This is a genomic window from Aquimarina sp. KJ22-3, assembly GCF_055808215.1.
On the sequence record NZ_CM147859.1, the window covers coordinates 2,387,059 to 2,409,000 of the forward strand.

Here is a 21,942-nt window from a genome sequence, read left to right on the forward strand (position 1 = left end):
TTTATACTAGTTGATACTTGTTATTATCATTGATCTTAATGATCTGATGTTGATTCATTTCTTTTAATATCTTCAGAAGAAGCTGTTCAGGATATTCAAGGGTAGCGGTCAATTCCCTTGAAGATAATTGTTTTTCTTGTAATAACCTTATAATTTGTTCCTGTATTTTGTGATGATCATATTTTTTTTGTCCTTGCTTCAGCCCCGTGCAATAACTGCAAATTCCGCAATTGGTAGAAGTTTTTTCTCCAAAATAGTGTAAAAGTAAATTGCTTTTGCACGTCGATTCGTTTTCAGTATATCGAATGATGGCTTCTACTTTTTTTGTCTTAGAAGTATTTTGAGAAGTAATATAAGGTTGTATTCGATGTATGGTTCTTTCATCCTCTCTTGGAACTAAAAAAATGATTTCGGCATCAGAACGTTTGTAATTGAACTCTAATAACTCTACTTCCTTCAGTTTTTGTAGTACAGAAACAACCTCTTGCTCTGGTTTTTCAATTTTTGAAGCAATAAAAGGAATATTGATTTCTACTTCTTCGTCAAAGATTCCACCGTAGGTGCGCAGTATTGCTTTCATAGTCAGTTCACAGTTTGGATGGTTATCCAGATAATCCAGCAAATGATTTCCGGTGGTAGTGATAAACAGGGTGCTTTTTTTTGTAAAACGTTGCATAAAACGTAGCACACCACAGCGATCCAGTAGTTGAAGCGTGTTGTAGGTGGTTAAGGTATTTAGATCATACGTTTTACAGAAGGTATTAAATTCGAATTGATGCGAACTTTGTTCACCTTCTCCATAAGGGATCTGAAAATAGTTGCATAGTTTACGATATACTGTTTTTACAGTTTCGGTATTAGGAAGTACCTTGATGAATTGATTGTATAGACGATTAGCATCATTATCACTTTTTAGAACAAAAGCGTAGGAAGGTTCACCATCTCTACCCGCTCTTCCACCTTCTTGGAAATAACTTTCAATGCTCTCTGGAAGTGTATAATGTATAACCGTGCGAACATTTGATTTGTCAATACCCATCCCAAATGCATTGGTAGCAACCATAACTCTAATATCTTCTTTCATCCATTGGTCAAATCGCTTAGTCTTTTGCTCATTCGAAACACCGCCGTGATAATGAGAGGCGGTATAACCCGATCCATGTAGCAATTCGCTCAACTCAACAGCAGATTTACGATTTCTTACATATACAATGGAAGAACCAGGATATTGATCCAAAATTTGTTTTAAACGAAATATTTTGTCATTTACATGAATAACGTGATAGGCCAGGTTGGATCTGTAAAAAGACTGTTTGAAAATTTTTGGCTGAAAAAGATCCAATTCTTTGATAATGTCTTCCCGAACACGTTCTGTTGCAGAAGCGGTTAAGGCAACCATGGGAACAGTAGGGTGCAGGGTTCTTAATACGGCAATTTTTCGATAGGTAGGCCTAAAATCGTTACCCCATTCTGAAATACAATGCGCTTCATCAATCGCAATAAGATTGACATTCATTTGTTTTAATCGCTCCTTTACAATGTCCTGCTGTAAGCGTTCTGGAGATAAATAGAGAAATTTGTAGTTACCATAAATACAATTATCCAGAAGCGTATCTAGTTCTGCATATTTGATTCCACTAGGGAGTGCTAAAGCCTTAATGCCTTTGCTTTGAAGCCCTTTGACCTGATCTTGCATCAATGCTACCAGGGGGGATATGACCACACAAATACCTTCTTTTATAAGCGCAGGTACTTGAAAACAAATGGATTTGCCTCCACCAGTTGGGAGTTGAACAAAAGTATCCTGACCTTCGAGAATAGCATCAACAATATCTTCCTGAAGTGGTCTAAAACCATTGTGATTCCAATATTTTTGTAGTATTTGTAACGGAGATGCTGTCAATCTAATTTTATGGTGTTAAGAATAAAATTGTTGCGTTCCTCGACTGTTCCGAAAGGAACTTCTATACAATTGTATCCTAATTTGGTATAGGTATTTACTAAATGATGATGAATGTCTTGTGCTTGTTCGAAACTTTCGAAGCGCTCTTCGTCGGTCACATAGATTTCTTTCCACGGAGGCAGTATAAATATATGGTCGTATACATATTTTTTACTTTCATTGATAAAATGATCCTCATACGATTGCCCAAAATAATCCATATAAGCAAGAACGTCGGGGATACCCCTGTCATAAAATAAAACCTTGTCCTCCTTGTCGTCTGCATCAACAAATTGCTTTATTCTGGCATTAAGTATAGTAGTGTTGAATTGGTAAGGATCAGAAACGGATACAATGGGATTAGAAACGATACTATCTGATCCATTAGTTAGTTTAGCTTCTTGAGTCATCGCTCGAATAACTTCATGAAAACAAAAAAAATGAGATGCTTCCAGTTTTAAAATGATAGAGGTTTTACCTGTACCGGGCGCTCCTGTAATAACTATTCTTTTCTTTATCAAAGGAATGATTTTGATACAAATTTCGGAATTATAAAAGGAATATGAAAATACTATTAACAGAACTATAAAGGTCTGTTAAAGTTGAATTTCTCAAGATTATTTTTTATTACCTTCAAATGCTATTGTCTCTAAATAGCCTTATTTAGACTAGTTAAAAACTAACACTAAAATTAAAACACATGCCGGTTTACAATCTAAAAATTAATGGAAAGTCTCATTCCGTAGAGGCCGATCAGGATACACCTCTACTTTGGGTGCTTAGAGATCATTTAAACATGGTAGGAACCAAGTTTGGTTGTGGTATTGGTCAATGTGGTGCTTGCACTGTGCACGTTGACGGATCCGCAACAAGAAGTTGTCTACTACAGGTATCTAATGTTGAAGAAATGGAAATTACTACGATTGAAGGAATTTCTGAAGACGGTTCTCATCCTGTACAACAGGCATGGAAAGAAGTGGATGTACCACAATGTGGGTATTGTCAGGCAGGACAAATTATGTCTGCTACAGCCTTTCTTAATGAAAATAAGAATCCTTCTAAATCGGAAATTAGAGATGCTATGAGTGGTAATATCTGTAGATGCGCATCATACAATAGAATCGAGAGAGCCGTAGAGCAGGCTGCAAGTAAAATGAGCTAATCCAATAAAACCAACAACAATGAAACAAATCGTATCATCTTCTTTTAGCAGAAGATCATTTATAAAAACCTCGGCATTAGCTGGAGGAGGAATGTTAATTGGGTTTAACTTATTTCAAGCATGTAAACCTGAGGCTACTCCGCCCGTTGATGTATCACAATTGAACTTTAACGACTTTAATGCGTTTATCAAAATAGCCGATAATGGTATGGTAACTATTTTTTCTCCTAATCCCGAAATAGGACAAGGAGTAAAAACATCGATGCCAATGCTTATTGCAGAAGAGCTGGATGTAGCCTGGGATAACGTACATGTAGTCCAGGGAGCGTTGGATACCAAAAATTTTACACGTCAGGTAGCAGGAGGGAGCCAATCTTTACGATTAGGTTGGGAGCCTTTACGACAAACAGGAGCAACAGCCAGACAAATGTTGATCAATGCTGCTGCGGCACAATGGGGTGTAGATCCTTCAACATGTACCACAGATAATGGAGTGATCACCAATGCTAACGGGGATAAACTAGGATATGGAGAAGTAGTAAAACAAGCAGCAACACTTCCTGTTCCTGAGAATGTAACCCTAAAAGATCCAAAAGATTTTAATATTATCGGGAAAGATGCTCAAAATGTAGATATTGATAATATCATTACCGGGAAACCGCTCTTTGGATTGGATTACAAAGAAGAGGGTATGATGTATGCTGTGGTATTGCGACCTCCTTCTTTTGGAAAAACATTAAAAGATTTTGATGCATCAGGAGCCAAAGCTATTCCTGGAGTTCAGGATGTGATCAAATTTGGAGATAAGATTGCGGTGTTGGCTAACAATACCTGGACTGCGATGAAAGGTAAAAAAGCATTAACTGCCAATTGGGAATCTGATGCGAAGTTAGAAAGCACCGAAGGACATGATAAAATCCTTACAGATCTATTAAATGGTAAGGAGTTCAATACCATGAGAGCTGATGGAGATGTGAAAAAAGCATTTGCAGAAGCGGATCAGGTAATAGAGAGAACCTATGAGTCTCCTTTCTTACCACACAACTGTATGGAGCCGATGAACTTCTTTGCAGATGTAACTGCAGATAAAGTGCGTTTGGTGGGACCGATACAAACTCCGGCGGGTACCGCTAGAAGAGTTGCAGAATTGTTGGAGAGAGATCCAGAGCAGGTTTCGGTAGAAATGACTCGTATGGGTGGAGGTTTTGGAAGGCGATTGTATGGAGACTTTGCCTTGGAAGCTGCCGAAATTTCTAAACTCGCTCAAAAGCCTGTAAAAGTGGTGTATTCTAGAGAAGATGATATGAGTGCAGGTATTTACCGTCCGGCTATAAAATATAGAATTAGTGCTTCTATCAAAGATGGTAAGATCACAGGATATCATCTTAAAGAAGCGTCTGTCAACTCTAATATGTATGGTCTTATCCCTAATTTCTTCCCGGCAGGAGCTGTTGATAATTATCAGGTAGATGTAGCCAATTATCAAAGTAAGATAACCACAGGAGCTTGGCGTGCACCGTACACCAATTTCTTATCATTTGCAGAGCAGAGCTTCTTTGACGAAATAGCAGAAATTTTAGAGGTAGACCGAATTCAACTTAGATTAGATTTACTTCAAAATGTAAAAGGGACTACAGATGATAGAATCCAATACTCTCCAGAACGTCTCGAAAATGTAATTAAAGTAGCTGTAGATAAATCTGGATGGGGTAAAGCTCAAGAAGGAGTTTACCAGGGATTTAGTGCCTATTATTGTCATAACACTCACGTGGCAGAAGTTGCAGATGTAATATTAGAAAATGATGTGCCCGTTGTCAAGAAAGTAACCTGTGTGGTAGACTGTGGAATTGTAGTGAATCCTTTGGGAGCAAAAAATCAAATAGAAGGAGGAGTGCTAGATGGTATTGGTCATGCCATGTATGGAGATTTTTCTTTTACGGATGGAGCACCAGATGCCAAAAACTTCAATGCATATCGTTTAATACGTATGAATGAAACTCCAGTAGTAGAAACGCATTTTATTGAAAACGATATTGCACCTACAGGTTTAGGAGAACCTGCGTTACCTCCTGCAGGAGCAGCAGTGGCAAATGCCATAAAAGCCGCAAAAGGAATACGTTTGTATAAGCAGCCTTTTGTAAAACATATGAATGTAAAAGCGCCGCTAGGATAGTCTATTTATGACACACGAGTTTAAAGAAATTATTCAGTCATATCAAATTGCGAAACAGAAAGGCATTCCTGCTGTTATGGCTACGGTAGTAGATGTAGAAGGTTCATCGTATCGTAGACCTGGAGTAGGAATGCTTATCCTGAAAAACGGGAAAACCGTTGGAGCAGTGAGTGGAGGATGCGTAGAGAAAGAGGTTTTGAGACAATCTCAATCTGTTTTTGATACGCATATTCCCAAAATAATGACTTATGACGGTAAATACCGTTTGGGTTGTGAAGGATTACTGTATATTCTTATTGAGCCTTTTGATATTGACGATAATGGATTGCAATCCATAGAACAACATCTTTTTTCCAGAATTCCGTTTCAAATCAATTCTATTTTCTCAAAAGAGATTACTCAAGGTTCTTTTATGAGATCAATTCTTACTTTTCATAATGGTGAGAAGTTTAGTTTTTATAAATCTTCAGAAGAAGTAGTTCCTGTTCTTCAGGAAGATGAATATGAGAGTTTTGAAAGAGAAATGCTTCCTTGTTTCCGGTTAGTTATTATAGGAGCAGAACATGATGCTGAAGCCTTGTGTGCACTTGCTAATGCAACCGGGTGGGAAGTCGAGGTGATTTGTTCTCCCAATGCTCCAAAAGAGTTGTCTGATTTTCCGGGAGCAACAAAAGTACAAGCTTTGGCACCAGATTCGCTAGAATTAGCACATTCTGATCTACAGACGGCGATAGTATTAATGACTCACAATTTTGCCAAGGATTTGTTGTATTTGCAAAAGTTAAAGGATATACGGGTAGCCTATATTGGTTTACTTGGACCAGCGAGACGTAGAGAAAAACTGTTATCAGCTTTGATAGAATATTTTCCGGATCTTGATGATGAATTTATGGAAATCATTCATGGACCAGCAGGATTAAATCTTGGAGCAGAGACACCACAGGAAATTGCAATTTCGATCATAGCTGAAATTCTCTCGGTAATCAGAAATCAAGAGCCTATACCTTTGCAAGCCAAAAAAGGAGCCATACATGATGATCCTAAAAGAAAAAAACTAGATGCTATCTAAATCTGAGAACGGCATTATTCATGTCATTCTTGCTGCTGGAGCTTCTACAAGAATGGGAGAGCCGAAACAACTATTACCCTGGAGTTCCTCCACGCTTATTGAACATGCTATTTCGCAATCATTAGCCGTAAGCAATAACAAAGCTTATGTTGTTTTGGGGGCTCATTACGATTTGATCTATCAAAAAATAAGTCACTTACCTATTTCTATTATTCGTAATCTAGATTGGGAATCTGGTATGGGGTCTTCAATAAGCAAGGCGATTACTGTCATTTTACAGGAAAATGTATCTTGTGATGGTGTTTTAATTTCGTTAGCAGATCAACCTTTAATAGATGCTAAACATTTGACATCCTTGATACAAATTTTTGAGCAGCAGAACCATAAAATCGTAGCATCTGGTTTCGAAGGGATATCCGGCGTGCCAGCTATTTTTTCTAACAACATTTTTAAAGAATTGCAAGAGTTGGACAAAGATTTTGGTGCACGCAAGATTATAAAGAAATACAAGGATGCTTTAGCTGTTGTTGATGCATCTGCTATAAGTGTAGATATAGATACTAAGATACAGTATAACGAAATGATAGCAAGACATTTTCCTAAAGGAAATAATTAGTTTCCGTGCTTCGGTAATATAAATCTTAAACCTTATCTTTGGCCAAAATTTTGCTTAGGATAAGAATATGAAAGATTCTGAAGAATTTTATAAAAAATTAAAAGCGCAATTGGCCGATACAGCATTATGGCCAACTACATATTTATATAAGTTTATTGTTCCTACTGAAGATGATAAGATTCAGCAAATTGAAGCTATTTTTGATAATCTGGGTGCAGTGATTAGTACCAAACAATCCAAGAATGGTAAATACACAAGTGTTTCCATAAATGTAAGGATGAAAAATCCAGATCAGGTTATTCTTAAATACAAAGAGGTAGCTGAAAAGGTAGAGGGAGTCATTTCTTTATAACCTAAAAATCATTAGATCTTTTGTTCAAGAAGATAGTAATATCCTCTTTTATTTTGCGTTTTTAAAGTAGCATACTTATTTTATTTTAGTATTTTGCGGAACGAATTATTTTTGCTTCACGATAGGAAGAGGATAACTTCACTGTTTATTTACAATTTATGGATATTAATAATTTAGAATATAATACTGAGCGCGAAAAGCTCATTATTCCGGAGTATGGGCGTCATTTACAGAAAATGATTAATCATGCAGTAACGATTGAAGATAGAGACGAAAGGAATAAAGTTGCAAAATCAATTATTGCGGTTATGGGAAATCTTCAACCGCACTTACGTGATGTGCCAGAATTTCAGCATAAGCTATGGGATCAATTGGTCATCATGAGTGATTTTAAACTGGATGTAGATGCACCGTTTCCAATTTTAACAAAGGAAAAACTTCAGGAACGTCCAGAACCTTTAGAATATCCTCAAAATTTTCCTAAATATCGTTTCTACGGAAATAATATTAAAAGAATGATTGATGTCGCAAACAGCTGGGAAGAAGGTGATCTTAAGACTGCCCTGGTGTATACGATAGCCAATCATATGAAAAAATGTTATCTCAATTGGAACAAAGATACCGTTGAAGATAGCGTGATATTTGATCATTTATTTGAATTGAGTAACGGAAAGATCAATTTGATCGGAAGTAGTGAAGATCTTACCGACTCGTCAAATTTAATGAGAGGGAAGAAGAAAAAACACTCTAGCGGAGGTAAGAAGAACTATCGCAGCCGAGGAAAGAAAAGATACTAGTTTTTACAACCCAACTACAATACTAACCACTAATTTTCGACAACTACATGGGGACTTTTCAGATAGAAGGAGGGCATCAGCTTAAAGGAGAAATTACACCTCAAGGAGCTAAAAATGAAGCCCTGCAAATTCTTTGTGCAGTATTACTAACTCCAGATAAGGTAACAATATCCAATATACCAGATATTCGAGATGTGAATAAACTGATCGAAATCCTTGGGAATCTAGGGGTTAAAATTCAAAAACTGGATAAAGGTACATACACCTTTAAAAGTGATGATTTAAATCTGGATTATCTAGAAAGTGAACAGTTTAAGAAGGAGGGGAGTGGACTTCGAGGATCCATCATGATTGTTGGTCCGCTTTTGGCAAGATTTGGAAAAGGATATATTCCTCGCCCTGGTGGTGATAAAATCGGTAGAAGACGACTAGACACTCACTTTGAAGGGTTTATTAATCTTGGAGCAAAGTTTCGCTATAATAAGGAAGAACGTTTTTATGGTGTAGAAGCGCCAGAAGGGTTAACTGGTACGTATATGTTGCTGGATGAGGCCTCGGTTACTGGTACTGCTAATATTGTAATGGCGGCAGTACTGGCCAAAGGAACAACTACAATATATAATGCTGCTTGTGAGCCTTATTTGCAGCAATTGTGTAAGATGCTCAATAGAATGGGAGCAAAAATTTCCGGAATAGGATCTAATTTGTTATCTATAGAAGGAGTAGACGCACTAGGAGGATGTGAGCATAGGGTGTTGCCAGATATGATCGAGATCGGATCATGGATTGGATTGGCAGCGATGACCAAGAGTGAAATTACTATCAAAAATGTAAGCTGGGAAAACCTAGGGATTATCCCAAATACATTCAGAAAGCTAGGGATTACAGTAGAGAAATCTGGGGATGATATTTATATTCCTGCGCATAAAGATGGATATCAAATCGAAAGTTATATCGATGGTTCTTTTATGACCATAGCAGATGCTCCGTGGCCTGGCTTTACACCAGATCTTTTGAGTATTGTTTTGGTGGTCGCTACTCAGGCCAGAGGAGAGGTAATGGTGCACCAAAAAATGTTTGAAAGCCGTTTGTTTTTTGTAGACAAACTTATTGATATGGGGGCTAAGATTATATTGTGTGATCCTCATAGAGCGACTATCATTGGTCATGATTTTAAATCTACTCTGAAGGCTACTACAATGGTGTCTCCAGATATTAGAGCTGGGATCTCTCTGTTAATAGCAGCACTTAGTGCAAAAGGCACCTCTACGATTCATAATATTGAACAGATAGATAGGGGATACGAAAATATAGATGAACGTTTACGAGCTATTGGAGCCAAGATCATTAGGGTGCAAGCCTAACTTTTATATATTAGTAAACAAAAAATGCCATTACAAATGTAATGGCATTTTTTGTACGTCATTTCGCAAGATGATGTTCAACTCCGTTATATTTTTTTATAGTTTTAATGGAGATCGGAATGGAGTTTTTTCGAATATCGTCCCATTTTATTTTTAATCGTTTGATTTCATTCTGTACGTGTTCTTGATCTTTGGATTCAAAAGTGAGTAAAAACTCAAATTCTTTACGAATTGCAGCGTATTCATTACCAGAATTATGATACTGATTCGCAATTTCTGGTAATTTTAAAAAAGCGAGAACACTGGTCAAAATAGTAGCAATAAGACTTATCAATCCTGTTAGAATCACTAGTAGTTTTTCATTATTGTCTTGTCCGAGAGAAGCAAAAATACTGGATCCCACAATTGCAGATAATACCGCAGATAAAATTCCAATATTTCTATGCTTTCTTCGAGTCGATTCGGCCATGGATAGATGGCATTTTAGAAGAATTTGGGCATCTACTACCCAATTTGTGATTAAATCACGCTGTTCTTGAGTCATGGATTTGATATTTTCTAGATAATCTGATTTTGAAAAAGAAAAACAAATTTGTTCATCATCAAATGACAACAGCTGGTTTTAAGAGCTGGTTTTTTTATTACTTCAAAAGTACGAGTATCCTAAAGACGAGATTAAAAGTATAAAAATATTCTAAACTACCTTTTATTTTGAGGGAGATAATGAGTATGCGCGGAATTTAAAAAAAGACAGTTCTTAGCATATAGGCAAAGCATTACTCTGTAGCATAAGGGATTGTGAAGTAAAAAGTAGACCCTTTATTTTTTTTGCTCTCCACCCAAATTTCTCCATCCAGCATTTCTACATATGCTTTGGCGATAGACAACCCTATTCCTGCACCTTCTAATGCATATCGATCCTCAATATCTGCTTGTACAAAGCGATCAAAAATGGCTTTTTGCCTGTCTTTGGATATTCCAATGCCCGTGTCCTTTACATAGAATTCCAGATGATTATCTTTCAACTTATATCCAAAATCTATAGTTCCTTTATTAGTGTATTTAATGGCATTTTTGACTAGATTGGTTAATATCGCATTAAATTTTTCCTTATCCGTATGTATAATAGCTTCATCGTCGCTTAGTCCATTGTTCAATGATAGCTTAATATTTTTACTATCGGTTTCGGGAGTGAAAAATTGATAAAGATATTCTGTTTGATCATTGATGTTGACTCGTGTGTGGTATAACTTGACCTGATCTGCTTCAATTTTGGAAATATCGATAATGTCTTTAATGATGTTCAGCATTCTTGCACCACTTTCTTTTATAAGATCCAGATAGAGCTGCTGTTCATCCCCAGTAAGTTTAGGTTCTTTTAGTAATTCTGCCAGTCCCATAATACCATTCATAGGTGTTCGTATTTCATGGCTCATATTTGCCAGAAATGCAGATTTAAGACGATCGCTTTCTTCAGCTTTTTCTTTGAGTCTGCTTAACTCAATTTCGTATAGCTTTATTTCGGTAATATCAGTGATCGTTCCTACATATCCGATGATCTCTTGTTCATCATTATATTCTGGAATGGCTTGTCCTAATACCCAGGTAACAGTACCATCTTCGCTAAGAAATCGATATTCTGCCTGAGAACTTTCTCCCTTGCCAGCGGCATCGTACCAACCTTTTTTAAGTTTCTTTCTATCTTCAGGATGCACTGCTTTGAGCCATCCATCGTATGAGGCTTCCTCTTGTGATAATCCAGAAATAGAACACCATTTCGGATTTACAAAAGAGGTTTTTCCATCTGCTTTAGTAATGAAAATACCAACAGGAACAAGATTTGTCAGGGTGTGGTATCTGTTTTCGCTGAGTTGTATTGCTTTTTCTGCTACCTCAAATTTTTGCTTATAGGTAAGCGAGTGATAGACGTCTTTAAAACTAAGATAACTAGATTGATAGGTTTCTTTTTCAAAATATTTAAGATATATAGAAAAAAGAATACTATAAAACACACCAATAAAGACCTTAGATACCAGGCCAGAATATAAAATCTTCATGACATCTTCAAAAAACCAAAAAGAGCCCAATGAGAAAAAAATAGCATCAAAAGTCAACACCAACGTCATGGTAAAAAAGATCCTCAAAAATAAGGATGATATGTATTTGGATATGAATTCAAATAAGAAAATGATCAAAATTGAATCAAGAAATAGGATGGCTGTTCCCACAAACAGCACAAATACATTGGTATAGAAAAACTCTGTTGATATATCAAAAGGATTATAACTATATGCTCCTTCTATATTCCAACGAAAAGATAATAGTAAAAAGCATAAAAGAAGGTTAGCAACTACTAGCGCATAGATAAGTCTTCTGGTAGTAATAGCATCTTCCTTGATATAGGTCATGAGAACTGCAAACAATGTGGCAGAAAATAGTACCGAGGATCCGGGAGAAATCACCAAGGTTTCAGAAATTTCAAAATAAAGGGTGCTAGCAAGAAATACCTGAATGAACTGAAAAAGTCCTAATGAGGTGAATAGTAATCCTAACCCCATTACTGTACGTAGTCTAAATAGCAGTAGAATTAATGAGGCTACTATTATACCTTGAAATAAGAAAATTGATATTTGGTGGTAGTTGATTGCGTCCATAAAATCCATCCATTTAAACGGATAGGGGTATGCATTAGATCATGTTTACACTTAACAAAATTTGATGTCTTACGGATTAGACAATCAAAAGTTAAGTTTTTTTTCCGGGATAACCACAATATTTTAAGGTATTCTACAAATTGTTATGTATTACTTTGAAGAATAATTCTAATATGACAAAACTCAGAAAGCTTCTTTTTGCATTTTAAGAAATATTTCGTTTTTTAGTCAAAAACCAGGTAAACTTTGGAGGACTTAAAAAAAACGATACGATCGTATTCTGAGGTAAGTGATTCGGATATGGAATTTGGTCTTCGGTTTTACAAAAAACGAACCTTTAAAAAAGGCGACTTTCTGTTGAAACCAGGACAGTATATCGAGCATTTTTATTTTATGAAGCAGGGTTGTGTTTCCTATTACACTATAGAAAATGGAACTAGCCAGGTCATGGAATTTTATACTGAAGGCTATTTTTTTACGGACCTATACGCTTATATTCAAGAAATACCATCTGGATCTTATTTGGAAGCTTTGGAAGATGTAACTGTATATTCGATTACCAAAGTAGATGTCCAAAAAGTATTCGATCACTCTCATCAATTAGAACGTTTCGGTAGATTATCTATGCAAAGAACATTTGTTATCAATTTTCAACGAATTAATGATCTTAGAAATCTTTCTAATCAAGAACGATATCTGCAATTGCTAAAGAAACGTCCCGAGCTTTTTCAAAGAGTTCCACAATACTTGATAGCTTCTTACCTTGGGATAACACCTGTTGGGCTTTCGAAAATTCGTAAAAGATTAAGTGAGAAATAGGTAACTATCACCTTTTATAATGGATGTCTTATTTTTAATAAAAGTTAATACAATTCTAAAATATCGTATTTATTAAACTGGTTTAATAAGAAATTGTCAAATATTCACGAAATTTATTGTGTAGTTAATAACCGACAGTTTAAAAGTATTACGACATGGCCGCACAATATATTGATTTTGAAACTCTAAAATATTTTTTATACGATTTACATGGATTAGAGGATGTTCTGGAACAAGAACGTTTTGTCGATCATGATAAAGAATCATTAGATCTTTTTTTAGAATCTGTAAAAGAATTTTCTGATAGAGAATTATTTCCTTACTTCAAGGAAATGGATGAGAAACCTGCTTATCATAAGGATGGCGCTGTTCATGTACATGAACAAGTAGGAGTGATGATGAAAAAAGGAGGAGAAATGGGATTGATCTCTGGTACCTTTGATTATGACGACGGTGGATTGCAGATGCCAATGATGGTCTATACAGCTTCAGCATTTATCCAAGATGCTGCTAATAATCATCTACCAGGCTATGTAGGGTTAACCCTAGGTTCTGCCGAATTGATTATACACTTCGCAAATGAGGAACTTAAAAGTACCTATGTACCAAAGATGCTATCTGGAGATTGGGGAGGTACCATGTGTCTTACCGAACCGCAGGCCGGAAGTTCATTATCTGATGTTGTAACAAAGGCAACACCAACCGACGAAGGATATTATAAGATTTCTGGACAAAAGATTTTTATTTCAGGAGGAGATCACCAATATGCCGATAATTTTGTGCACTTGGTGTTAGCCCGGATCGAAGGAGCTCCTGCAGGAACCAAAGGGATTTCGTTATTCGTAGTGCCTAAAAAACGTCCGGATGGTAATGGTGGATTAACACCTAATGATGTTACTACGGTTGCTGATTTTCAAAAACTGGGACAAAGAGGATATTGTACCACCCATCTTGGATTTGGGGATACTGATGATTGTAGAGGATGGTTAGTAGGAGAAGCCCATCAAGGATTAAAATATATGTTTTTGATGATGAATGGAGCGAGAATAGCAGTAGGTAGAGGGGCAGCAGCTATAGCCACTGCAGCTTATCATGCATCTCTTCAATATGCAAAAGAGCGTCCACAAGGACGTAAACTCACCAGTGCGGGTAAAAAAGACTTGGATCAGGGACAAACCTTGATTATCAATCACCCCGATGTACGCAGAATGCTATTGCTTCAGAAAACAATTTCGGAAGGGTCTTTAAGCTTAGTGCTATTGGCGTCAAAATACTATGATTTAAAAGAAACCGTAAAAGACCCTAAAGAAAAAGAGAAGTATAGTCTTTTGCTAGAGTTGATCATTCCTATGGTAAAAACATATCCTTCGGATATGGGAGCGCATGCGGTTTCCAATGGATTACAAGTACTAGGTGGATATGGGTTCTGTACCGATTTTATACTACAGCAGTATTATCGAGATATTCGAATTTTCCCTATATACGAAGGTACAACAGGTATTCAGTCCTTAGATCTCTTAGGTCGAAAATTAATCATGGAAAATGGTAAGGCTTTAGAATACCTTACTTCAGAAGTAATGCAGACTATTCAAAATGCTTCAAATTATGATGAGTTACGACCTTATGCCGGAAAGCTCGGAGAAAAATTACAATTGGCACAAAAGGTGATCACGTTTTTAACGGGATTTGCTCAGAAAGGTGATTTTGAACGCTTTTTGGCCGATGCCACACCTTTTATGGAGTTCTTGAGTACGATAACTATGAGCTGGCTTTGGTTGGATATAGGAACTCATGCCAAGAAAACATTGGTAACCGGACAAAAAACATATAGTGAAGACTTTTATGAAAGTAAGATTCATGCCATGAAATTCTATTTTAAGTACGAGTTGCCTAAAGTGAATGGTCTTGCAGAAATTTTGATGGACAAAGAGTCACTTACCATAACAGGAGAGAAAGAAATTTTTCACTAAAAAATACATTAACTCTACACATTTTAAATAACTAATCAATTTATGAGTAGTATACAACCCTTATTTGACCTTTCTAATAAGGTCGCTATTATCACGGGATCAAGTAAAGGAATTGGAAAATCGATAGCCAAGGGATTGGCAGAACATGGAGCAAGCGTAATCATCAGTAGTAGGAACCAGGAAGCGGTAGATGAGGTGGCAGAGGAATTCAAAAAAGAAGGTTTGGAAGCCACTGGAATTGCTTGTCATATCGGAAAAGCAGATCAACGTGAGAATTTAGTCCAAAAAACAATAGAACAATATGGAGGAGTGGATATATTGGTCAATAATGCAGCGATAAATCCGATTTATGGTCCTCTTGAAGATGCAGAAGAAGGAGTATTCGATAAAATCATGGATGTCAATGTAAAAGCACCATGGATGTTGTCGAACCTTGCACTTTCCTCAATGCAAAAACGAGGAGGAGGAAGTATCATCAATATTGCCTCTGTAGAGGCGCTTCATCCAGGAGCAGGTCTTGGGCTATACAGCACAAGCAAAGCAGCTTTACTGATGCTCACCAAAAATCAGGCTAAAGAATGGGGTAAATACGGTGTGAGAGCCAATGTGGTTTGTCCTGGGCTCATAAAAACAAAATTTAGTGCAGCTCTTTGGCAGAATGAACAATTACTTCAGAAGATAGAAAAGACGTTACCTTCCTCAAGAATGGGAATGCCCGATGAGATGGCAGGGATAGCTTGTTTGTTAGCTTCAGATGCTGGAGCGTATATGACAGGTGGGGTGTATAATGCAGATGGAGGGTATATGATAGCAGGATAAAAGCTTGTGTACTATCAAAGACTCTTCTTTTAAATAATTTCACTAATGAATTTTAAATACTCAGAAAATATAATTGCCCTTCAAGAAAAGTTAAACGCCTTTTTTGAGGAACATATACTCCCTGTAGAAAAGGAAGTGACCGCCTTTAATTATGATCCAAAAAATCTTTGGAAACGTTGGCCTGGAATGGAACAACTAAAAGAAAAAGCTAAGGAAGCTGGTCTATGGAATCTTTTCTTGCCAAAAAGCTACAAAGAACTAAGTCCAGGGCTAACCAATTTGGAATATGCGCCTTTGGCAGAGATCATGGGGCGGGTATTGTGGTCCTCAGAAGTGTTTAATTGTAATGCACCGGATACCGGTAATATGGAGGTGCTGGCCAAATATGGAACCAAAGAACAGCAAAAACAATGGCTGCAACCTTTGATGAATGGTGATATTCGTTCTGCATTTTTGATGACAGAACCTCAGGTGGCATCATCGGATGCTACAAATATCGAAACTTCGATCACTAGAGATGGAGATCATTATGTGATTAATGGTCGTAAATGGTGGTCGTCAGGAGGGATGGATCCACATTGTAAGATCTCCATTGTGATGGGTAAAACCGATCCAAATGCGGCGCGCCATCTACAACAAAGTATGATTTTAGTACCTATGGATACTCCAGGGTTAAAAGTGATACGACCCTTATCTGTCTTTGGATTTTATGATTCTCCAGAAGGGCATGCCGAAATTGTATTAGACAATGTACGCGTACCCAAAGAAAACCTGATACTAGGAGAAGGAAGAGGTTTTGAAATTGCACAAGGTCGTTTGGGACCAGGTCGTATTCATCATTGTATGCGTTTGATCGGGATGGCACAACGATCTTTGGAATTGATGTCTGAGCGTGCTGCTGAACGTATTGCTTTTGGTAAAACATTCAAGGATTTTAGCAGTATTCGACAAGAAATAGCCTTGTCTCAATGTGAAATAGAACAGTCACGTTTACTTACGCTTTCTGCGGCAGACAAAATGGATCGAGAAGGTAATAAAACCTCAAAGGATTTGATAGCAATGATTAAGATCGTAGCTCCTAATATGGCTCTCAATGTAATTGATAGAGCGATGCAAATACATGGGGGTAAAGGAGTAGGACCTGACACTCCCTTAGCACATTTCTTTGTGGCGGCTCGTATGTTACGTCTGGCTGATGGCCCTGATGAGGTGCATATGTATCAGTTAGGAAAGAGTATCATTAAGAAGTATGCAAAGACTTCAGTTTAAAATTTTAGCGATAAACCCACCAAAATATGCAAAACGTACGTAAAGGCGAAGAACTTAACGAAAAGGAGTTAAAAGCTTTTCTGCAAAAAGAAGAATTGATCAACGATAATACTAGTGATTGGAAAGTGACTCAGTTTACTCATGGGTATTCTAATCTAACGTATTTAATTGAGATTGAAAATAAAGAATATGTACTAAGAAGACCTCCATTTGGAGCAATAAAGAGAGGTCATGATATGGGGCGAGAGTTTAAGGTACAATCGGGTATTCAAAAAGCTTTTCCAAAGGTTCCTCATATGTATGCGTATACAGAAGATGAGGCCATCCTTGGTTGTCCCTTTTATGTAATGGAAAAGGTTGATGGTATTATTCTGAACGTAAAAGAGGCGAAAAAAGAAATGTATCTGCCGATGAGTTTAAAACCATAGCCAATGCTTGGTTAGATACATTTGTGGCATTGCATAATGTAGATTATAAAGAAGCTTCACTAGAGGATTTAGGAAAACCTGAAGGCTATGTAGAACGTCAGGTTTCCAACTGGGGGAAGCAATATCTTAAAGCAGCTACCGATGATGTCCCTGCTGCAGAAAAAGTAATGAAATGGATGCAGGAACATCAACCCAAAACCTACGCACATAGCTTGGTGCACAACGATTTTAAATACGATAATGTCGTCTTCAAGGATGATAGTTGGACAGAAGTAAATGCGGTATTGGATTGGGAAATGGCCACCTTAGGAGATCCTATGATGGATCTGGGAACGTCGCTTGGATATTGGACTATGGCTAGCGACCATCCATTTGTACAGCAAGGAATTCCTTCACCAACCATAATGGAGGGAAACCCAGGAAGAAGTGAGATCGTAGAACTATATGCTCAGAAAAGCGGTAGACAAATTGATCATCTGGTTTTCTATTATGTATTCGGTTTATTCAAAATTGCGGTGATTGCTCAGCAAATCTACTATCGATACAGTAAGGGGCTAACCACTGATCCTCGCTTTGCACAATTGAATAAAGCAGCAGAATTGTTATGTAACCTTTCATTACAGGCCATTCAGAAGAAAAAAATAGATTAAAAGTAATATGGAATATTTAGAACATACGTATTATTTAGATTATAAATCCAAGGAGATTCAGAAGCTTATTGAAGAATTTGATACTGAGGATTTATCTTCTAAAGAAAAAGCAATAGGATGGTACTATAAAGTGAGAGATCAATGGAAATATGATCCATATAGCATTCATCTTTCCAAAGAAAAATATAGAGCTAGTGAAGTAGCAAAGCAAGATTGCGGACATTGTGTAGATAAATCGATATTGTTGATTGCTGGATTAAGAGCTTTGGGAATTCCTGCGAGAATACACCTGGCCAAGGTAAAAAATCATATTGCGGTAGAACGACTTACCGAAAAATTTGGCACGAACGAATTGGCACCACATGGTATGGTGGATATATACCTTGAAGGAAAGTGGCTAAAGGTTTCACCGGCGTTTAACAAAGCATTATGCGAGAAATGTAATGTCGCTCCTTTGGATTTTGATGGAGAACAAGATTCCATGTTCCATGAGTATGACCGTGTTGGAAACGTTTTTATGGAGTATGTAGAGGATTATGGACATTTTGATGATGTTCCTTTCGAGTTTATGATAGCAACCTTGGAAACGAACTATCCTGATATTATGAAAGTTTCTGAAGGGTTGGAAATGTTGAAAGTATAATGGTTAGAGTATAAGAATTTAAATAACAAAAGATGAGTCAATCATATATCGAAGTAACACCAGAAAAGTTTAAAGAATTCATGGATTTTGAAATCGAAGGTCCGTTTCAGATGTTGAATCTGTTGAAATTTAAAGAAAAAGTAAATGAAACAGGGACTTCTGGTGCTGAAGGGTATCTAGAATATATGAAAGCAGCGACCCCTTTTTTTCAGGATTCTAAAGCAAAAATTGTATTCAATGGGAAACCCATGTTTAATATTATTGGTCCCGAGAACCATTTAGAATGGGATAAGGTTTTGATTGTAGAATATGCCAGCAAACAAGACTTTTTGGGAATGATTACTAAAGAAGGGTACCCTGGTCACCTTAGAACAAGAGCCTTGGAAGACTCTAGATTAATTTTATGTACCTCCTAAAACGAAATATATGCAAGTAAAAGATAAAATAGTAATAGTAACAGGTGCCGGATCTGGTATAGGAGCAGCAACAGCAAAGCACTTTGCAAAACATCAGGCCAAAGTAATAGTGTCTGATATCAAGGAAGAAAAAGCCCAGAATATTGCCGATGAGATTAAAAGTGAAGGAGGAGAAGCGACGGTAATTACGGCGAATGTGGCCAAATTTGAAGATGTGGAACAATTAGTTGCAAAGACTGTAGAAAAGTATGGGCAATTGGATGTGATTGTGAATAATGCAGGTATTGGACCAAGAAACATGGCAAGGACGGGTGAGTATACCTTGGATGATTGGGATAGTGTAATCGCTGTAAATCAAACTGGAGTTTTTTATTGCATGAAAGTAGCCTTGCAGCAAATGGTAAAACAAGGGGAGGGAATATCGTAAATATCGCTTCTTTGGCAGGTTTAAAAGCTTCGTTGAATAATCTTTCGTATTGTGCGAGCAAATTTGCAGTCGTTGGAATGACCAAATCGGCAGCCTTGGAATATGCTACAAAAAATATTAGAATTAATGCAGTTTGTCCTGGCTATACAGAGTCTGCATTGTTAGATAAGTTATTATCCGTAAGACCAGATATGGATCAGCGCTTGAAGAGTGTGATTCCTATGAAAAGATACGGGAAAGCCGAAGAAATAGCAGAAGCTGTGGTATGGCTGGCTTCGGATACAACCAAATTCATTACGGGCCAGACCATCACACTGGATGGAGGAACTTCTTTATAAAAGACAACTTTTAAAATTTACACAAATAAAAAGATAATGAACAATAAACAACTGATTTTCAAAAAACGACCAATAGGACTACCAGAACAAGATACATTCGAGTTACAAACCAATACGGTACCAGAACTTAAGGATGGCGAAATATTGATAGAACAACACTACATATCTTTGGATCCGGCAATGAGAGGTTGGATGAATGAAGGGAAATCATATATAGAGCCTGTACAAATCGATGATGTAATGCGAGCAGGATCAGTGGGTAAAGTGATCAAGAGCAACAATCACCCTAAGTTTAAAGAAGGCGATTTTCTTACCGGATGGGGAGGTGTACAACAGTATACCGTTTCTGATGGTGCGAATTGGTATCAGGTAGATCCAAAGCTGGCTCCTTTGCCAATGTATATTGGTACATTAGGAATGCCAGGTATGACTGCATACTTTGGTATAACCGAAGTGGGTAAAATCAAAGAAGGTGATGTAGTATTGGTGTCTGGAGCAGCGGGAGCTGTAGGTAGTATAGTTGGGCAAATAGCAAAAATAAAAGGATGTACTGTGATCGGTATTGCTGGGGGAGCAGAAAAGTGTAAATACATAAAAGAAGAGTTAGGTTTTGATGGTGCTATTGATTATAAATCTGAGAACATCTATTCTGGATTAAAACGAGAATGTCCTAAAGGAATTGATGTATACTTTGATAATGTAGGAGGTGAAATTTTGGATGCTGCTTTAGCCAGACTAAGAATGCATGCACGTATAGTCATTTGTGGCGCAATATCTCAATACAATAATAAAGTAGCGATCAAAGGACCAAGTAATTATTTGTCTTTGTTAGTCAATAGAGCTACTATGCAGGGTATGGTAGTGATGGATTATGCAAAAGACTATGGCAAAGCCGCTATGGAAATGGGTGGTTGGTTAATGCAGGGAAAACTGAAAAGCAAGGAAGATATTTATGAGGGTATTGAGAATTTTCATGAAACTTTTTTACGACTGTTTTCTGGAGAAAAAATGGGGAAATTAGTACTAAAAGTAAAAGAAGATTAACATCACGATCTATGAAAGCAGTAGTATGTAAAGAATTTGGTCCACCATCTAGTTTGGTCATTGAAGAGGTCCAAAGCCCGGTTCCTGGAGAAAAGGAAGTATTGGTGCAAGTAAAAGCGTGTAGTGTTAACTTTCCGGATACACTTATTGTTCAAGGGTTGTATCAATTTAAGCCTGAATTACCGTTTACACCTGGTAGTGATATTGCCGGTATTGTAAAGCAAGTAGGAGAAAAGGTAACACATCTTCAACCCGGTGATGAGGTATTTGGTTTTGTGATGCATGGTGGATATGCAGAAGAAGTGGTGATGCCAGGAAATGCTTGTTTTAAAAAACCACCTATGATGGATTTCCCTGTAGCTGCGTCATTTATGATGGCTTATGGGACATCTTATCACGCTTTAAAAGATAGAGGAAAACTGCAAGAAGGAGAAACCCTATTAGTATTAGGAGCTTCGGGAGGAGTAGGTCTGGCTGCAGTAGAATTAGGAAAGCTGATGGGAGCAAAGGTTATTGCCGCAGCATCTTCAGATGAAAAACTGAATCTATGCAAGGAATATGGAGCAGACGAAACCATTAATTATTCCAAAGAGGATCTAAAAAATAGAATTAAAGAACTTACAAATGGTAAAGGGGTGGATGTGGTCTATGATCCTGTAGGGGGAGCTTATGCAGAACCAGCCTTGCGAGGAACTGCCTGGGAAGGACGTTATCTGGTTGTTGGGTTTGCTGCAGGTGATATTCCTAAAATACCATTAAACCTAGCACTGTTGAAAGGGTGCGCCATTGTAGGAGTGTTCTGGGGAAGTTTTGCCATGAAAACACCTCAAAAAAACCTTGAAAATGCCATGGAATTAGTGCAATGGTATGGAGCAGGAAAGCTAAAGCCTCATATTCATAAGATATATCCTTTGGACGAGTCTAAAGATGCGTTGCATGCTATGATGAATCGCGAGGTGAGAGGGAAAGTAGTAATAGAATGTAGTTAAG

General features: G+C 37.2%; 21 protein-coding genes and 1 pseudogene. 18 read left to right on the forward strand and 4 right to left on the reverse strand.

Features of this window, described 5'->3' with window-relative positions; genetic code table 11:
* Nucleotide 1: 1 nt before the first annotated feature.
* Nucleotides 2–1,903, reverse strand: a complete 1,902-nt coding sequence (locus AC0L3Q_RS10890; protein ID WP_473286582.1) for a RecQ family ATP-dependent DNA helicase — start codon at nt 1,901–1,903, stop codon at nt 2–4.
* Nucleotides 1,900–2,463 (reverse strand): AAA family ATPase, encoded by a 564-nt coding sequence (locus tag AC0L3Q_RS10895; protein ID WP_473286583.1) that lies wholly within the window; start codon nt 2,461–2,463, stop codon nt 1,900–1,902. The genes AC0L3Q_RS10890 and AC0L3Q_RS10895 overlap by 4 nt, the downstream gene beginning before the upstream one ends.
* A gap of 179 nt (nt 2,464–2,642) precedes the next feature.
* Between AC0L3Q_RS10895 and AC0L3Q_RS10900 the strand changes: the two genes are divergently transcribed.
* From AC0L3Q_RS10900 to murA, 7 genes are all read left to right on the forward strand, one after another.
* Nucleotides 2,643–3,104, forward strand: a complete 462-nt coding sequence (locus tag AC0L3Q_RS10900; RefSeq protein WP_073312718.1) for a (2Fe-2S)-binding protein — start codon at nt 2,643–2,645, stop codon at nt 3,102–3,104.
* Nucleotides 3,105–3,123: 19 nt separating this feature from the next.
* Nucleotides 3,124–5,277, forward strand: coding sequence for a xanthine dehydrogenase family protein molybdopterin-binding subunit (locus AC0L3Q_RS10905; RefSeq protein ID WP_473286584.1), 2,154 nt, complete (start codon nt 3,124–3,126; stop codon nt 5,275–5,277).
* Between the two features lie 7 nt (nt 5,278–5,284).
* A complete protein-coding gene (locus AC0L3Q_RS10910; RefSeq protein ID WP_473286585.1) occupies nt 5,285–6,346 on the forward strand; it encodes an XdhC family protein in 1,062 nt (353 codons plus the stop codon).
* Nucleotides 6,336–6,962 (forward strand): nucleotidyltransferase family protein, encoded by a 627-nt coding sequence (locus AC0L3Q_RS10915; protein ID WP_473286586.1) that lies wholly within the window; start codon nt 6,336–6,338, stop codon nt 6,960–6,962. Before AC0L3Q_RS10910 ends, AC0L3Q_RS10915 begins: the two co-directional genes overlap by 11 nt.
* 67 nt (nt 6,963–7,029) lie before the next feature.
* A complete protein-coding gene (locus AC0L3Q_RS10920; protein ID WP_073312725.1) occupies nt 7,030–7,314 on the forward strand; it encodes a DUF493 family protein in 285 nt (94 codons plus the stop codon).
* Between the two features lie 158 nt (nt 7,315–7,472).
* Nucleotides 7,473–8,111: a DUF4290 domain-containing protein gene (locus tag AC0L3Q_RS10925; RefSeq protein ID WP_473286587.1), complete on the forward strand. Its 639-nt coding sequence runs from the start codon at nt 7,473–7,475 to the stop codon at nt 8,109–8,111.
* 47 nt (nt 8,112–8,158) lie between these two features.
* Complete coding sequence (gene murA / locus AC0L3Q_RS10930; RefSeq protein ID WP_473286588.1) at nt 8,159–9,475, forward strand: UDP-N-acetylglucosamine 1-carboxyvinyltransferase; 1,317 nt, start codon at nt 8,159–8,161, stop codon at nt 9,473–9,475.
* A 58-nt stretch (nt 9,476–9,533) separates the two neighbouring features.
* On the opposite strand, the gene AC0L3Q_RS10935 is transcribed toward murA, so the two are convergent.
* Together AC0L3Q_RS10935 and AC0L3Q_RS10940 are read right to left on the reverse strand one after the other, a co-directional pair.
* On the reverse strand, nt 9,534–10,019 hold the full coding sequence (locus AC0L3Q_RS10935) for an SLATT domain-containing protein (RefSeq protein ID WP_473286589.1): 486 nt from the start codon (nt 10,017–10,019) through the stop codon (nt 9,534–9,536).
* A 232-nt stretch (nt 10,020–10,251) separates the two neighbouring features.
* Complete coding sequence (locus AC0L3Q_RS10940; protein ID WP_473286590.1) at nt 10,252–12,129, reverse strand: sensor histidine kinase; 1,878 nt, start codon at nt 12,127–12,129, stop codon at nt 10,252–10,254.
* Between the two features lie 246 nt (nt 12,130–12,375).
* Between AC0L3Q_RS10940 and AC0L3Q_RS10945 the strand changes: the two genes are divergently transcribed.
* The 11 genes and pseudogenes from AC0L3Q_RS10945 (at nt 12,376) to AC0L3Q_RS10995 (ending at nt 21,941) form a co-directional block, all read left to right on the forward strand.
* Nucleotides 12,376–12,948, forward strand: coding sequence for a Crp/Fnr family transcriptional regulator (locus AC0L3Q_RS10945; RefSeq protein ID WP_473286591.1), 573 nt, complete (start codon nt 12,376–12,378; stop codon nt 12,946–12,948).
* 155 nt (nt 12,949–13,103) lie between these two features.
* The gene (locus tag AC0L3Q_RS10950) at nt 13,104–14,918 is read left to right on the forward strand and encodes an acyl-CoA dehydrogenase (protein ID WP_473286592.1); all 1,815 of its coding nucleotides are present in this window, start codon (nt 13,104–13,106) and stop codon (nt 14,916–14,918) included.
* A gap of 42 nt (nt 14,919–14,960) precedes the next feature.
* Nucleotides 14,961–15,737 (forward strand): SDR family NAD(P)-dependent oxidoreductase, encoded by a 777-nt coding sequence (locus AC0L3Q_RS10955; protein WP_473286593.1) that lies wholly within the window; start codon nt 14,961–14,963, stop codon nt 15,735–15,737.
* A 45-nt stretch (nt 15,738–15,782) separates the two neighbouring features.
* Nucleotides 15,783–17,006, forward strand: a complete 1,224-nt coding sequence (locus tag AC0L3Q_RS10960; RefSeq protein ID WP_473286594.1) for an acyl-CoA dehydrogenase family protein — start codon at nt 15,783–15,785, stop codon at nt 17,004–17,006.
* A 26-nt stretch (nt 17,007–17,032) separates the two neighbouring features.
* Complete coding sequence (locus AC0L3Q_RS10965; protein WP_473286595.1) at nt 17,033–17,434, forward strand: phosphotransferase; 402 nt, start codon at nt 17,033–17,035, stop codon at nt 17,432–17,434.
* Nucleotides 17,431–18,084 carry a phosphotransferase family protein gene (locus tag AC0L3Q_RS10970; RefSeq protein WP_473286937.1) on the forward strand — a complete coding sequence of 218 codons (654 nt, stop codon included), beginning with the start codon at nt 17,431–17,433 and terminating at the stop codon, nt 18,082–18,084. Before AC0L3Q_RS10965 ends, AC0L3Q_RS10970 begins: the two co-directional genes overlap by 4 nt.
* Nucleotides 18,085–18,091: 7 nt before the next feature.
* On the forward strand, nt 18,092–18,727 hold the full coding sequence (locus AC0L3Q_RS10975; RefSeq protein WP_473286596.1) for a transglutaminase-like domain-containing protein: 636 nt from the start codon (nt 18,092–18,094) through the stop codon (nt 18,725–18,727).
* 32 nt (nt 18,728–18,759) lie between these two features.
* Complete coding sequence (locus tag AC0L3Q_RS10980) at nt 18,760–19,143, forward strand: hypothetical protein (RefSeq protein WP_473286597.1); 384 nt, start codon at nt 18,760–18,762, stop codon at nt 19,141–19,143.
* 10 nt (nt 19,144–19,153) lie between these two features.
* A pseudogene (locus tag AC0L3Q_RS10985) lies at nt 19,154–19,908 on the forward strand (SDR family NAD(P)-dependent oxidoreductase).
* A 36-nt stretch (nt 19,909–19,944) separates the two neighbouring features.
* Nucleotides 19,945–20,952, forward strand: coding sequence for an NADP-dependent oxidoreductase (locus AC0L3Q_RS10990; protein WP_473286598.1), 1,008 nt, complete (start codon nt 19,945–19,947; stop codon nt 20,950–20,952).
* An 11-nt stretch (nt 20,953–20,963) separates the two neighbouring features.
* The gene (locus tag AC0L3Q_RS10995; protein ID WP_473286599.1) at nt 20,964–21,941 is read left to right on the forward strand and encodes an NADPH:quinone oxidoreductase family protein; all 978 of its coding nucleotides are present in this window, start codon (nt 20,964–20,966) and stop codon (nt 21,939–21,941) included.
* Nucleotide 21,942: the final 1 nt, after the last annotated feature.